The organism is Brevibacillus gelatini, assembly GCF_050920745.1.
Lineage (GTDB): Bacteria > Bacillota > Bacilli > Brevibacillales > Brevibacillaceae > Brevibacillus > Brevibacillus gelatini.
Genome location: NZ_CP154342.1, coordinates 4,368,966 through 4,383,812, shown reverse-complemented (window position 1 = coordinate 4,383,812; position 14,847 = coordinate 4,368,966). Strand labels below are relative to the sequence as shown.

12 protein-coding genes are annotated in these 14,847 nt (G+C 55.3%); 4 read left to right on the top strand and 8 right to left on the bottom strand.

Annotation, left to right across the window (positions count from 1 at the left end):
• Positions 1 to 5 precede the first annotated feature (5 nt).
• A complete protein-coding gene (locus AAFJ72_RS20990) occupies positions 6 to 1,430 on the top strand; it encodes an aldehyde dehydrogenase family protein (protein WP_432775596.1) in 1,425 nt (474 codons plus the stop codon).
• A 129-nt stretch (positions 1,431 to 1,559) separates the two neighbouring features.
• On the opposite strand, the gene AAFJ72_RS20985 is transcribed toward AAFJ72_RS20990, so the two are convergent.
• The 7 genes from AAFJ72_RS20985 to efeO form a co-directional block, all read right to left on the bottom strand.
• Positions 1,560 to 3,245, bottom strand: coding sequence for a hypothetical protein (locus AAFJ72_RS20985; RefSeq protein ID WP_432775594.1), 1,686 nt, complete (start codon positions 3,243 to 3,245; stop codon positions 1,560 to 1,562).
• A 23-nt stretch (positions 3,246 to 3,268) separates the two neighbouring features.
• Complete coding sequence (locus AAFJ72_RS20980) at positions 3,269 to 3,706, bottom strand: divergent PAP2 family protein (protein WP_122904564.1); 438 nt, start codon at positions 3,704 to 3,706, stop codon at positions 3,269 to 3,271.
• A gap of 24 nt (positions 3,707 to 3,730) precedes the next feature.
• Entirely contained in the window at positions 3,731 to 4,087 is a 357-nt protein-coding gene (locus AAFJ72_RS20975; RefSeq protein WP_122904565.1) for an SMR family transporter, read from the bottom strand.
• 27 nt (positions 4,088 to 4,114) lie between these two features.
• Positions 4,115 to 5,041 (bottom strand): decaprenyl-phosphate phosphoribosyltransferase, encoded by a 927-nt coding sequence (locus AAFJ72_RS20970; RefSeq protein ID WP_122904566.1) that lies wholly within the window; start codon positions 5,039 to 5,041, stop codon positions 4,115 to 4,117.
• Positions 5,042 to 5,277: 236 nt separating this feature from the next.
• On the bottom strand, positions 5,278 to 7,059 hold the full coding sequence (locus AAFJ72_RS20965; RefSeq protein ID WP_432775592.1) for an FTR1 family iron permease: 1,782 nt from the start codon (positions 7,057 to 7,059) through the stop codon (positions 5,278 to 5,280).
• Between the two features lie 27 nt (positions 7,060 to 7,086).
• Positions 7,087 to 8,361, bottom strand: a complete 1,275-nt coding sequence (gene efeB / locus AAFJ72_RS20960; RefSeq protein ID WP_432775590.1) for an iron uptake transporter deferrochelatase/peroxidase subunit — start codon at positions 8,359 to 8,361, stop codon at positions 7,087 to 7,089.
• 4 nt (positions 8,362 to 8,365) lie between these two features.
• The gene (efeO, locus tag AAFJ72_RS20955; RefSeq protein WP_432775588.1) at positions 8,366 to 9,253 is read right to left on the bottom strand and encodes an iron uptake system protein EfeO; all 888 of its coding nucleotides are present in this window, start codon (positions 9,251 to 9,253) and stop codon (positions 8,366 to 8,368) included.
• Positions 9,254 to 9,624: 371 nt separating this feature from the next.
• On the opposite strand from efeO, the gene AAFJ72_RS20950 reads away from it, so the two are divergent.
• Both AAFJ72_RS20950 and AAFJ72_RS20945 read left to right on the top strand, forming a co-directional pair.
• Complete coding sequence (locus AAFJ72_RS20950; RefSeq protein WP_432775586.1) at positions 9,625 to 10,722, top strand: nitric oxide synthase oxygenase; 1,098 nt, start codon at positions 9,625 to 9,627, stop codon at positions 10,720 to 10,722.
• A gap of 211 nt (positions 10,723 to 10,933) precedes the next feature.
• Entirely contained in the window at positions 10,934 to 11,917 is a 984-nt protein-coding gene (locus AAFJ72_RS20945) for an iron-hydroxamate ABC transporter substrate-binding protein (protein WP_432775584.1), read from the top strand.
• 74 nt (positions 11,918 to 11,991) lie between these two features.
• Here AAFJ72_RS20945 and AAFJ72_RS20940 read toward each other — a convergent pair whose 3' ends face one another.
• A complete protein-coding gene (locus AAFJ72_RS20940) occupies positions 11,992 to 13,623 on the bottom strand; it encodes a family 10 glycosylhydrolase (RefSeq protein WP_432775582.1) in 1,632 nt (543 codons plus the stop codon).
• 202 nt (positions 13,624 to 13,825) lie between these two features.
• Between AAFJ72_RS20940 and AAFJ72_RS20935 the strand changes: the two genes are divergently transcribed.
• The gene (locus tag AAFJ72_RS20935; RefSeq protein WP_432775581.1) at positions 13,826 to 14,776 is read left to right on the top strand and encodes a lipase/acyltransferase domain-containing protein; all 951 of its coding nucleotides are present in this window, start codon (positions 13,826 to 13,828) and stop codon (positions 14,774 to 14,776) included.
• The last annotated feature ends 71 nt before the right edge of the window (positions 14,777 to 14,847 follow it).

Below are 14,847 nucleotides of genomic sequence, written 5' to 3'. Positions count from 1 at the left end.
TAGGCATGAAAAAGCATCTGTATATCAACGGTCAATGGAAAGAAGCAACAGAATACGCGCCGCTGTACTCGCCCTATTCCGGCGAGCTGCTGGCAGAGGTCGCCCAGGCGAACGAGGCAGATGTCGACGAAGCGATCCGCGCGGCCAGCGCCGCAGCAAAAGTGATGGCGAAGCTGCCGTCGAGCCAGCGGGCGCTGATTTTGGAAAAAGCGGTGGCGATTATGGAAGCGCGCAAGGAGGAGCTGGCAGTTATTCTCGCCAAGGAAGCTGCTAAGCCGCTGCGCACGGGACGGGTCGAGATCGCCCGCACGATTCAGACGTACAAATTCGCGGCAGAGGAAGCCAAGCGGATTCACGGGGAAACCGTACCGCTCGATGCGGCTCCGGGCGGCGAGGGACGACTCGCCTTTACCGTGCGCAAGCCGATTGGCGTGGTCGGGGCGATTACGCCATTCAACTTTCCGTTTAACCTGGTGGCCCACAAAGTAGGCCCGGCGATTGCGGCAGGAAATACGGTCGTGCTGAAGCCAGCCAGTCAGACTCCGCTCAGCTCGCTGGTTTTGGCTGATATTTTTGCCGAGGCGGGGTTGCCAGCCGGAGCGCTGAACATTTTGCCGGGAAAAGGCGCCGTCGTCGGCGAAAAGCTCGTCAGCGACAATCGGATCGCCGCGATTACGTTTACGGGCAGCCCGGCAGTCGGGATTGCCATGAAAAACAAGGCAGGTCTGAAACGCGTGACATTGGAGCTTGGCTCCAACTCCGCGGTCATTATCGACCATAACGTAGAGATCACGCCAGCGTTGGTGGATCGTTGCGTGACAGGGGCGTTCTCCTTTAGCGGCCAGGTGTGCATCTCGCTGCAGCGCGTCTACGTTCACCAGAGCAAGTACGAGGAGTTTTTGGAAAAGTTCAAGGCGGCGACAGAGAAGCTGGTGTTGGGTGATCCGTTGCAGGAAGAAACCGACATGTCCTCCGTCATTTCCGCCAAAGATCATGAGCGGATGGGAGCGTGGGTACAGGAAGCGGTTGACGCCGGAGCGCGCGTCGTGACAGGCGGCAAAGCTGTGAGCGACCGACTTTTTGCTCCTACGATCCTGACCGATGTGAGCAGCCACAGCTCCGTGTCTTGCCAGGAGGTGTTTGGGCCAATCGTTGTCGTCACGCCGTTTGCGACGATGGACGAGGCGATTGCGGCAGTAAACGACTCCCGCTACGGCCTGCAGGCAGGGATTTACACCAACGATATTCACGCAGCCATGCGCGCGGCAGATGAGCTGGAAGTGGGCGGCGTGATGATTAACGACATCCCGACCTTCCGTGTTGACAACATGCCGTACGGCGGCGTGAAGGACAGCGGCTTTGGCCGCGAAGGCATCAAGTACGCTGTCGAAGAGATGACAGAGTTGAAGCTGATTGCGATCAAGCTGTAGTTGTGATGCAGCGCTATGCGAAAAAGGGGCGTCTCAAAAGTCGTGCTTTCGACTTTGAGACGCCCCTGGCTGCTTTGAGCCATTCCGTTCGGGCATACAGAGCGGGCGGCGAATCACCAAGCAGGTTGGCTACTGCAAGTAGTAAACCGCCCGTGAGCCGACAATGGTTTCGACATTTTGCCCGTCAGCAATTTTTTTCTCCACGAACAAAATTCCGGCTTCCTGCAGCCGCACGCGGTTGGCGTTGAAGTGGCGGAAATCGACGACCATCGTCTTGTCTGTGGCTTGGATGTCTTGCAACTGCTGTCGCGCCATGGCATTGATGAATGCTTGCGACAGCAGATGCGCACTGCCAACCAGCAGCATGTTGACGAACAGGACGCCGATCAGAATGGTGCTTCCGCGGCGCAACCAGGTAGAGCGTGTCTCCCAGCCTGCCAATGCCACGATCACGGGAATCAGCCAGAGCTGGGGCACATACCGCGCCCACCAGCTTTCCGGGTTGACGAGCACCGTGACGAGCAGGATGCCGCTCGCGATAAAAAACGGCACGGCTTTCTTCCGCTCCGCGCCAACAAGCAAGCCGAGTGCGAGCAGGAGGGCGATCAGCACAGCTCCCCCGAACCACGGCCCGAAGCCTGCTACGCGGACGTCGGGTGAGACAAATGCTGCCAACTCAGAAAGTGAGACGGTAAAAGGCCATTTCAACGTCGTTTCGTTTGGCCTGGCGATGTTTTCCGACTTGGCGAACAGCGAAATCGCAAGCTTGCTCAGCGAGCCTATGTCTTTGAAATCACGCGGGCTGTTCGAGGTCATAATATCGACCGCTCCCTTGCCCGCCAGCGGATAAAACGGATGCCCTTTGCCAAGCGTGTTGGTGACGTAAGGATTGTAACCCACGACCAGGACGGTGACGACCAGACTCGCCGCGAGCCACGCCAGAAGGCTTTTCCAGCGTTTTTGCCGATCGTAGAAAAAGAAAAGCACAAGCAAGGCACAGCCGAGCAGCACAGCGTACACCAGCGCCGTGAATTTAATCTGGGCCAGGAGCATGAGAGCCGAGCAGAGAGCCAGCACGATCCAGATGTGATAGCGCTTGAGCAGCAAGTACCCGAGCGCGCAGATGATGAGTACGAGCGAGCCAAGCTGTCCGTCAATGTAGTAGGACGTAGCCTGCGTGACGCTGACCGGATTGCCGGCCAAAAGCAGCGCCAGGACGATCCCCAGCCGTTTTTTCGCGGGAAAGGCGACGCGCAGGGCGGCCAGACTGAAGAAAAAGGAAGCGGCGATGAGCAGCAAGTTGAATATTTTCCCGACTTCAATCTGGTCTGTCAGCTTGTACATGACAGCATCCAGCATCCACGGCCCTTTAGCGTAATGATTGATCCAAAGGTGGAACGCAGACAAAATCTCCTTGCTGTCCATTGTCTCGATTGTTTGGGGGAGCGGCTTCGACACGGGCGCATCGTGGACCGGATTCCAGCCGTTTTTCAGCAAAATGATCGCTTCCTGATGATAGGTTTGCCCGTCAAAGGAAAGGTCGAACGTATTGGCGCTGATGACCCAGCTGCTTCCGACGACGAGCCCGAGTCCCGCGAGCAGGGCGAGCAGCCAGATACGACGGTGCCGCCGCACAAATACGGCGATCATGGCGAGCATGCAGGTCAAAGCGACGAAGACAGCAAGCCAGAAGCTGAATGCAGTGACCGGGATGCCCAACAAAAAGTAAATCGAGGTGCAAAGCATGATTGCGGTCATAAAAAACAGCAAAGTAGCCCCGAGCAAAAACGAATACGTTGCAGTACGGTTATTCATCTGTATGTCTCCTGTTTTGCAATCTACGAAAGGACAGGGAAGGCACCAGCCAACAGGTGCAACAGCGTGGCGAGCATGATTCCCAGCACCAGCCCTCCGGCAATTTCCCATCTGGTATGGCCCATGCTCTCGCGCAGCGGTGTGGGCAAGGGCTTGTCAGGGTGCTCCTTTGCCAGCTCGTTGAGTGCGGCGGCGTGCTTGCCTACAGCTCGGCGCAGCCCTGTGGCGTCAATGATGACAATAAACGTCACCGCCACCCCCAGACCGAAAACAGGATGAGTGAAGCCCTCCTGCAAGCCGATCAAAAACACGGTAGTGACCATGACGGTCGTGTGCGTGCTGGGAAAGCCGCCGTTTCCGACCATCCTTTTCGCTTCCGGTCCAAAGCGAAGGTAGTTGATGAGAAATTTGGTTACTCCAGACACAAACCAGCCAATAAATGGCGCGATGGCATACAACATGGGCAAGCTCCTCTTTCATGGTGATTACGATTGGGAAATGACAACCACGCCAACGACGATGATCGCAAGCCCGACGATACGTGTGAGCGAAAGCGGCTCGTGAAAGATCAAAAAGGACAGTCCCGCTACCAGCACGTACCCGAGAGCCGCCATCGGATACGCGTAGGAAAGCTGCACCTTTTCCAGCGCAGCGATCCAGATGAACGCAGACAGCCCGTAAAGCGCAAGCCCCACCATGATCGGCAGGTTGGTGAAATAATGCAGAAACTTCAACAGCAGCATGTCATTGCTGCTGGACAGCGAAGACGCCCCCATTTTCATGGCAATCTGACCGCATGCGCCAAGCAGCACCGAGATGAGAATCAGAACGATAGATGGCATAAGGTGATCCACAACCTGTCTGTGTAATTAAAATTCAAAGGTGTAAATGATGCCCGCTACGGTGATGGCGTAGAGGACGACGGTGATGAGAATCGGCTTGTCCTGCACCAGCACTTTTTCCGGACTGCCGCCTTTGTCGGTAATCGTAATCAGGTACAGGTAGCGGAAAATGCCGAAAATCACAAACGGGATCGTCCACATCAGATGAATCGTGCGTCCCGAAGTAAAGGTGAACAAGCTGTAGCTGATAATCGTCGCCGTAGTGACAATCGTATTCAACTGATTCAACAATTCGGACGAATAGCTGTCCAATACTTTGCGATGCGTCCCTTTGTCTGCTTGCAGCAGCAGCAGCTCATGACGGCGCTTGCTGATCGCCAAAAACAGGGCAAGCAGCATGGTGCAGAGCAAAAACCACGGCGTGAACGGCGTGTTAATCATCAGGCTGCCGCCGATCGCCCGCAGGACAAAGCCTGCGGAAATAATCATCACGTCGAGAATGACGACGTGCTTGAGCTTGAGCGAATAGGCGACATTGAGCACAAAATAAACAGCGAGGACAACTCCGAACAACCGATCAAAGTAAAAAGCGGAAAAAAGCGAGCCAGCCAACAGCAACGCACCAAACGTCAGGGCGAGCGCAGGCGGCAGGGCGCCGGAGGCCATGGGCCGAAATTGCTTTTCCGGGTGGTTCCGGTCGTTTTTGATGTCCACGAAGTCGTTCAGGATGTAGACGCAGCCGGATACGAAGCAGAACAACAAAAACGCGAACAGCGATTTGCTAATGACATCGGTACTCACTTTGTGCAAGGAAAACAGCAGTGCCGCGAAGACGAGCAAATTTTTCGTCCACTGGTGCGGCCGCAATTGAAGAATCAGCAGACGGACGATATTTTGCCGGACGCGGGGAGCCGTTTTCACGTCAACTTTTACAGAATTAGATGTTACCTCCATGTTTCTCTCCAATCCAAAAATATTTCTATCCTCCTAATGACGAAAAATGTAAATGGAAGGTTACACCTATTGTATATGATGTTCCTTTTTCATCAAAATTTGTAATAATTGAATATATTTTGTCGATTAGGTAAAGGTCTGGATTTTTCGGTTGGAGACGGCGGGGCAAATCAAAAACGCAGCTTCTGGCAGAGTGTAGTGCCAGAAAGCTGCGTTTGTCCTTCCGTTCGGCCAGTTTACGCGTTGACCGCTTTGGTTGGCCGTTTCCACGAGTAAATCGACAGGTTAAGCAAAATGACGGCCAGGATGGCAAGTTGCGGAATCGTCGTCTCCCAGTTCGCATAAATGCCAAGGTCCGGCAGGTGGAGCAGGAAGTCCTCGCCGTGCGCAGGCAGAGTGCCTGTGACCTGCAGCGCGTGGATGCTGACCCCGATAAACTTGAAGGCCATATAGTAAAGCAGCAGGCTGGCGACGAGAAAGAACGGACGGACCGGAATCCGCGCACTAAGCCGGATGAAGCCGAAGCTGATGACGGCGAGCACGACGAGCGCTCCGACGATGCCGAGCATCAGGTCGGTGATGGAAATCGTCGCGGCCATCCCCATGTAAAAAATGATCGTTTCTGCGCCTTCGCGGACGACAGCGAGAAACGCGGTGAAGGCAAGCGACCAGAGCGCGCCTTTTGCCAGCGAGGTGCCGATTGATTTTTGCACAAAATCGTTCCACGCCTGCAAGTTCGACTTTTTATGCAGCCAGGCGCCGATGGTCAGCATGAAGAATACGGCAATCAGTCCGGTAATGCCTTCGATTGTCTCGCGGGAGCTGCCTGTCGCGAGGTTGGAAAAGACGATGCTGAGCACGACGGCGAGGATTGCCGAAGCCGCTACTCCGAGCGCCGCGCCAGACCAGATCCATTTGCGCTTGTCCGCATTTCCCGATTTTTGCAGGAAGGTAAGCAGCGACACGATAATCAGAATCGCTTCCAATCCTTCGCGGAACAAAATCAGTCCCGCATCCCAGGCGGTGTAGGAGGAAGCGGTGGCAAACGGCTCCAGCTCTGCCTTCATCTCGGCGAGCAGGGCGGCTGCTTTGTCCCACTGTGGCGGACTGGACAAGATCAGCGTCGGTACGGCGACCATTTTGGCTTCGATGCTGCTGTAGGTCGCGGGCGATTTGGTCATGACCACGCCTTCCACCAGAGGCCATGTGGCGATGAAGTTGTCCATCTTTCCGGCCGCTTCTTCCGCGTTTTGGCTGGCGATGTCCGCCTCCACAGAGGTAATGAGTTCCAGCAGGGAGGAAATGGACGGCTGCTCTGCCGAGCCTGCCGCCCCCGCAGCCTGCTGTCCGCCTTTTCCCGCCACGTAGTCTTGAACCGCCTGCAGCAGTGTTTGCAGTTTTTCCGTACTTTTTTGCGGATGGGGCGGCTCGGTGTTCAGGGCGATGCGTGCGCCGCTTATTTTCACTTCCATATCGCCGTAAATAACGGCGTTTTCCGAGCGAACGAGGCTTTCGGCCTTGTACCAGCCTTCAACGAAGCTGTTGTACTGCTGCTTGGCTTGTGTCCAGTCGCTTTTTTCGACAGCAGCCAGGCTTTTTTCCAGAAAAGGCAGCAGGGCAGCGATTTGCTTGTGCGCCTTTTCTTTTGGCTGTGCGGGTGCTTCCTGGGCCGTGACGTAGCGATCGGCAGCTTTGGCAAGGTTGGAAATGGCTGCGGCTGCGTCCTCCGGCTTCGCTTGTGCTTCAGCGAGAGCTTGTTCTGCTTGCGCGATGGCCGCCGACAGTGTCTGCGCGTCTGCGGAAGGATCCGCTGCGTTCGCAGCCCAGATCGTCTTCATGCTGGCAACGGCTTTTGTCGCTTCGTCCCAGTTTTTGTCGCCGCTGCTGATGAGCGCGTCGCTGGAGAGAGCGATCAACTGTTTGAGCTGTTCGGAAGCAAGCGGCGCTGCGAAGGCAGCCGACAGCCCGGAGAAAAGCAGCAGCAGGCAGAGGAAAAGAGAAAAAAGGTATCGTTTCAAAGGGTTCACTCCATCCTTGCTAGTTGGTTAAAACAGTGTGTCTCCGATGTAGCCGCCTTCGCTTGCCCCCGGCAGACAGGCGTACAGGCCGCTGCCGACGTGGGTGATGTATTCGTTGAGCAAATCGACAGATGCGAGCTTTTGCTGCATCGGGATAAACTGCTTGCGCGGGTCACGGTTGAAGCAGATGAACAGCAGTCCGGCGTCCAACTGCCCGGTTCGCGCATCCAGTCCGCTCGAATAAGAGTAGCCGCGGCGCAGTATTTTGACTTTGCCCCCCATGTGGGCGAGAGCGACGTGGGAGTTGGCCGGAATGACCGGATTGCCGTTAGCATCCTTGCGATCCAGCTCCAGATCGTCGAACTCGTTTGTCTTTCCGAGCGGCGCACCGGAGTCGCGGTGTCGGCCAAACGTATTTTCCTGGTCGTCCAGGGCAGAGCGGTCCCAGACTTCGATTCGCATGCGGATTCTGCGCATGACCATGTAGCTGCCACGAGCCATCCAGGCAGGCTCGTCCGAAGGCTGCACCCAGACGACTTCATCGGCTACAGCCGGGTCGCTGACCTGCGGGTTGTTAGTGCCGTCCTTGAAGCCCATCAGATTTCGGGGCGTGGAACCCTTTGGATCGGCCGCGCCTGTGCGCTGGAAGCCTTCCTGAACCCAGTGGAGGACCGCTTTGCCGCGCGCGATGCGGGCCAGGTTGCGCAACGCGTGAAAAGCCACCTGCGGATCGTTGGCGCATACCTGGACGACGATGTCGCCGTCAGACCATTCCTTGCGTATTTCGTCACTGTTGAAGCGGGGCAGGTCGACGAGAGCGGCAGGGCGTTTGCCAGCCAGTCCGAAGCGTCCGTCGAAAAAGGAAGCGCCGAGTCCAAACGTAATCGTCAGGCGCATCGGATTCAGCCCCGCGCTCTCACCTGTATCGGCAGGCGGGAGGTGAGGGCTGCCGCTTTCCTCGTCCACGGTTTGTCCGGCAGTCAAACGGGCTGCAGCGGCGGTCCAGCTCTGGAACAGCTTGCGCACATCGTCAAGCGAGGTCGTCGTTAAATCAAAAGCACCCATGCAGATAAAATCCTGCATAGGTGTAATGATCCCGGCCTGATGCTTGCCGTAAAAAGGAATGATGCCGTCGGCAGGCACAGGCGTTGCAGCGGCTTTTTCGCTGGTGGAAGCGGACGGCAGCAGCGATTTCATGCCAGTAGCGCCGAGAATCAGCCCGAGTCCGCCGACACCTGCCAGCTTTAGCGCCTCGCGACGTGTCAGCTTCGTGTTGTCGCTTGCGGGATGCTTGTTTTCCATCAGGTTAGCCTCCAATGATCGTGCCCATTTTGGAGAGTGGTTCAGCCAGGGCATCGAGAGACTGGCTCAGTTTTTTCACCTGGTCTTCCTTCAATTCGGTGTACAGCACGTAGCCGTTGCCCTTGCGGTAAGGCGCGAGCGCCGCGTCAAGCTCGGCAAAACGGGTTTCGATCTCTTTGGACAACGCTTCGTCCTTGGCGTCGAGAGCAGGCTTGAGCACTTTGAAAATTTCGTGTGCGCCTTCTACGTTTGCGGCGAAATCGTACAGGTCGGTATGGGAGTAGCGCTCTTCCTCGCCTGTCACCTTGCTGGTCGAAACTTCGTTCAAAAGCTCTACTGCGCCTGTTACGAGCATTTTCACGTCGATTTCCACGCTCTCGACCTTTACGCGCAGTTGTTTGACGTCTTGCAGAAGCTGGTCTGCCACCGGGCCTTGGTCAGCGACGGACTTGGTTTCCCAGAGCGCTTTTTCCAATTTGTGATAGCCGCGCCATTCGTTATCGGGTACATCGCCTTCGCGGGCATCAATCCACGGGTCGAAGTCGCCGAGTGATTCAGCGATCGGCTCGATTCGTTCAAAGTAGGCGCGAGCCGGCGCGTACTCGCTTTTCGCTTTTTCCATGTCGCCAGCCTTGACGGCGGCCGTAAAGCTTTCCGTCGCTTTTACCAGCTGATCTGTCTGTTCAATGACCCATTTGCGGTAGGCGTCGATTGGAGCCTGCAGGTCTACGGCAGCGGTGTTCGCGGTGGTTTCGGCTGCCGCTGGCTTGTCCGGTTGGGTGGCCTCAGGCTTTTTCTCTTCCTTTGCCGTTTCCGTGTTGCCGCAAGCAGACAGCAAGAGAGAAGATCCGAGCACAACGGCGGACAGCGGATAACCCCATTTTTTCATCATGTAAAAACACATCCCCTTACTTACCATATAAGTAGATTCTTATTAGCTGATAATAAAAATCATTATCATTCAAAAAGAATGTAAACCTTTCTTTTGCGATTTGCAATCTATTTTTGAAGCTTTGCCGCTGGTTTATTTTGCACGCGGGGCAGGGGCGAACGGAAAAAGGCTGTCCAATCGAACCAGTAGCGATCTGCATCGAAACAGCCAGGGTCACGTCAGGTGGCGCTGGCTGTTGTTCACAAAGATGGCACGAGGTTTTACAGTTATGTGGCGAAACGCCCCGGAGATTGGTAATGAAGGTTGGGGAAAATTATAATGAAGCTACATACACAGTGGGCAAGCGCCTTTTCAGCGGGAAAGAGGGTACTATGGAACCAAATCAATTGATGGAAGCAGCTTATCGCTTTATTCGCACCTGCTACAGCGAGCTGAACAAAACTGCAGCCGAGACAGAGCAGCGTTTGCAAGAAGTCCGGTACCAGATCGAGTCACAAGGCTATTACGAGCACACAGAGGAAGAACTGCTCCACGGGGCGAGGATGGCCTGGCGCAACAGCAATCGATGCATCGGGCGTTTTTTCTGGGAATCGCTCATTGTGCTGGACGAGCGCGGTGTGCAGACAGAGGAGGAGATGGCTCAGGCGTTGTTGCGGCACATTGAGTTTGCGACGAATGGCGGGAAAGTGCGTCCGACCATTACCGTTTTCGCCCCTGCCATACCGGGGCGGCCGCAGATGCGCATCTGGAACCATCAGTTAATTCGCTACGCCGGGTACGAGACGGAGTACGGCATCCTGGGCGATCCGGCTTCACTTGAGCTGACGAAGCTCTGCTTGAGCCTGGGGTGGCAAGGGGCGGGCACGCCCTACGACATCTTGCCGCTCGTCGTGCAAATCGGGGAGCGCAAGCCGCAATTTTTCGAGATACCACGGGAGCTGGTCATCGAAGTGCCGATCACGCACCCGGAAATCGCGGGCTTCGCAGACCTTGGCCTGCAATGGTACGGCGTGCCAATCGTCGCGGACATGCGCCTGGAAATCGGCGGCCTGGATTATGTGGCGGCTCCTTTTAACGGGTGGTACATGGGGACTGAGATCGGAGCGCGCAATCTGGCAGACGAACAGCGCTACAACATGCTGCCAAAAGTCGCGGAGGTCATGGGCCTGGACACGAGCCGGGAAGCGACGCTCTGGAAAGACAAGGCACTGGTGGAGCTGAACGTGGCCGTGCTGCATTCCTTCAAGGAAAAAGGCGTTTCGATTGTCGACCATCACACAGCCAGTCAACAGTTCAAACGCTTTGAGGAAAGAGAAGCCAAAAGTGGCCGGAAGATTACAGGGGACTGGACGTGGCTGATTCCGCCGATTTCTCCTGCGGCTACACACATTTTTCACAGGATGTACGACAACAAGATGGAGTCGCCGAACTTCCATTATCAGGCGAAGCCGGATTTGCCCCAAACATAGGGAAAAAAGCAAGGGAAATGTCGCAGACGCTGGTTTGCGGCATTTTTTTTTGTAGAAAAGAGAGCTTTGCGAGGATGGACAAGGCAGGGGCGAAAAAGCTGGCTCGGTAAACCGTCATTTTCTTGGACAGAATGGGTGGCGAAAACGGGAATTTGTGATAAAATTAGTCGATAATGATTATCATTATTAAGGGATGTGGGGGAGATTCATTTTGCACCAGACAGGAGCTTTCAGAGTCATCTTACTGGCAGTTATGCTGGTTCTCGTCGGGGCTTTGGCGGCATGCGGACAAGCTCCGGCCAATAATGCCGCCCAACCGGCGCAAGAGCAATCGGCTGCTCCAGCCCAAACCGAGAGCAGCGACGAATTTATCACCTATCAGGCCGTTAACGGAGAGGTGAAAATTCCGAAAGACCTAAAACGAGTGGTCGTGCTGGCAGACAGCTACGTCGGCGATTTTCTCGCTTTGGGCATCAAGCCGATCGGGATTACCGATCATGTAATGAAGAACCCGTACATGAAAGGCAAGCTGGACGGCATTGAAAGCGTTGGCGACGGCTCTTCCGTGGAGAAGGTGCTCTCGATGAATCCAGACTTGATCGTTGTGTTCGATGGTGACAAAAATCTCGCGGAATTCTCCAAAATCGCGCCGACTGTTGCGATTCCGTACGGCAAGAAAACATTCCGTGAGCAATTGTTGGAGTTTGGCAAAATGACGGGCAGGGAAGACAAAGCCAAAGAGTGGATTGCTGCCTGGGACAAAAAGATCGCTGAGGTGAAGCCAAAAGTACAGGCGGCAGTAGGGGACAAAACCGTTGCCATTTTGCAGCCTTACGCCAAAGGCATTTACGCATTCGGGCACAACTACGGCCGCGGCGGCGAAATCATTTACGGCGAATTTCAGTTGAAGGCGCCTGCTGCTCTGCAAAAGGCTGCCATCGACAGCGGCACCGGCTGGGCGCAAGTCTCGCTGGAAACATTGCCGGACTTCGCTGGCGATTACATTTTCACAAGCGCCTGGAGCGGCGATGATGCCGATCCGGAGAGTGTGTACGGCTCCGCAGTCTGGAAGGGACTTCCGGCCGTGAAAAACAACAAGGTGTTCCGCATCGACCGCGACGGCTCTTACTTTAACGATCCGGTCTCCCTGGAGGCCCAGCTCGATTTCATTGTAGAAAAACTGACGCAAAACTAAGCTCATGCAAGGGAAAACCCCCGAGCAAAACGGCGATTGTACGCTGCTTTTGGCTCGGGGGTTTTTGCTGTTGCCTAACGGCTGTAGTAGCTGCTGAGTGCTTGCAGCAGGCCCAGCGGGTTTTTGCGCAAATCTTTGGCGCTGAAAAAGACGCTGCCCTGGACTTCAGGGATCGTCGCATTGAAATTCAGTTGATTGATAATTTCCTGAGAACTTTGCCACCCTGCTTCGGCTGTGCCTAGCTTGTAAGGCGAATGGCCGATGAACAGTTTGACGTTGGTGCCGCGCACCTCGTTGGCCCACCAGGTAACGAGCTTGTCGTACTGGGCAGGGGCAAAGGAGAGACTCCAGTAAATTTGCGGAGTGACATAGTCCATCCAGCCTTGCTTGATCCAGGTGCGGACGTCGGCGTACATATGGTCGTAAGCCGTTACGCCTGCTTTTGTATCAGACCCGGTCGGATCGACGGCGATGTTGCGCCAGACGCCAAACGGGCTGATGCCGAACTGGACATGCGGCTTGGCGCTTTTGATCGCCTGGTTGAGCTGCTGCACGAACTGGTTGATATTGTCGCGTCGCCAGTCTGCTTTTGTTGCGATTTTTTTGCTGTTGTAGCTTTTGAAGGTCGCATCGTCGTTAAAGGTGCCGTTGGACGGATAGAAGTAATCGTCCAGATGTACGCCGTCGATGTCGTAGCGCTGCACGACTTCCATGATCTCGGCAATGATTTGCTGGCGGGCTTGTGGGATGCCCGGATTGATGTACAGCTTGTTGCTGGAATTGACGATCCATTCCGGATGTTTTTTCACGACGTGATTGGCCGCCAGTTGGTCTGTTTTCGCATCCACGTTGGCGCGGAACGGATTGAACCAGGCGTGGAACTGCATGCCGCGTCGGTGTGTTTCCGCGACCATGAAGGCGAGCGGGTCGTAGCCGGGATTTTTTCCCTGGGTGCCCGTCAAATATTTGGACCACGGCACGAGCGAGGAAGGGTACAAGGCGTCTGCCGAAGGGCGCACCTGCACGAACACGGCATTCATGCCCATCGCTTGCAGCTCGTCCAAAAGCTGTATGTATTCCTGCTGCTGTTTGGCCTGGTTGCCGTAGGAGCCGGTCGAAGGCCAGTCCAGATTGTACACGGTCGATACCCATACGCCGCGCAGCGAACCGTTGCTGGAAACGGGAGCTGTTGGCACAGCAGGCAGCGAGCTGCTGTTTTCACCCGGAATGTCCTGTGGAGGCGGTGTGACGGCTACGGGGCTTCCCGTCGACAGCGTGATCGTTCTCGTTTCCTGTGTCCAGCCCACTTGCAGGCCAAGCTGCTCGGAAACAAATCGCAGCGGAACCATGACCCGGCCTTGCTTGTTCTGAACAGAAGCATCGAGCGGCACGGTGCTGTCGTTTACGAGCGCGTAAGACTGGTTCACCGTCATGGACAGCACGGTATCGTCTTTCAAGATGGTAGCCGTCTGCAAGTTTTGATCCCAGTACACTTCTGCACCGAGATTTTCGCTGATGACCCGAAGCGGGACCATCGTGACATTGACTTTGGGGATGATGTACGGAGCGACGTCGCTTCTGACTTGTTGCCCGTCCAGAAAGATGCTGATCGCAGGAGTTGTCTGCGCAGCCTGCACAGATGTCCCCATCGCTGGCATGCACAGCACGAACATCAGCAACAGCATAAACCACTTGTGTAACTTCATTTTGGGAATCCTCCGACACGTATTATTTGCTGCAAAACTCTCGCTAATCGTTAGACGTCTTATTATATCGTTTGTTACGGCGGCGTGGGAGGAGAATGGACACGATTTTCGTTCATTTGAACAAAAAAGGTTAATTGGAACCACACAAGCCGACGGGGAATAGGCAAAGACATAGGCCATTTTCAGGGAGAGGAATTGCTGTATGAGTTCTTTTCTGCAAAAGGTGCCGATTGTGTTTGTACCGGGGCTGTTTGGGTCGATGAACGATCAGATTATACCGGGGACGGGGGAATGGAGTTTTGGTCTTGCGCGAACCGCATACGAGCCGTTTGTTCGCATGCTGGAAAAGATGGGGTACCGACGGAATGAACTGTTGTTCATCGCTTTTTATGACTGGCGCAGGCCGATTGGCATTTCCGCGGAGCAGTTTCTCGTGCCCGTCATTCAATGGGCGAAGCAGGTGACGGGTGCAAGCCGTGTCAATCTCGTCTGCCACAGCATGGGCGGTCTGGTAGCCAGAGCGTATGTGCAAGGCGATTCGTACCAAAACGACGTGGACCAACTGCTTGTTTTTGCCACGCCGAACGCAGGCTCGCCGATCAGCTACTGCTACTGGGCAGGCGGGAAGCTCCCGCGCTCGGTTCCGGGCAAAAGAAATGTGTTGGAAATTTACATGAATGTATACCTCGCCTATTTGGAGCAGGGTAGGCCGTTCAAGCGCGTCCAGGCGATCCAGAGACATTTTCCAAGCCTGCTTGACCTGGTGCCGGCCGCTGACTACGGCGATTACTTGCTGGAGAAGAAAGACGGGACGGAGAGCTTTGTTCCATACAGCAGCATGGTCGTCAAAAATCATTATATGGATCTGCTCAACAGCACGATGTCGCTGATTTACGAGCGCAACATCCGCGTCACGGTCGTGGCGGGGATTGGGCAGGAAACGATTCATTACTTGCGCACAGTGCCATCGCTTTCCCCGACCAAATGGGTCGACGGGAGAGTCGTGGGCTCGATCAGCAGTACGGCGGGCGACGGCAGCGTCATGGCGAAAAGTGTATTTGCACTGGAAGGTGATAAATATTACGTGGCGGCAACTCATTTGGATATTTTGTACAAGAGCGAGCCGCTGCTGAGACGGCTTCTCGGATCGTGAGGCGAATGCGACGATTGCTTTCGGATAAAAAAAGAGGACTGGGCCATAGAAAAACTGCACCTCCCATTGTT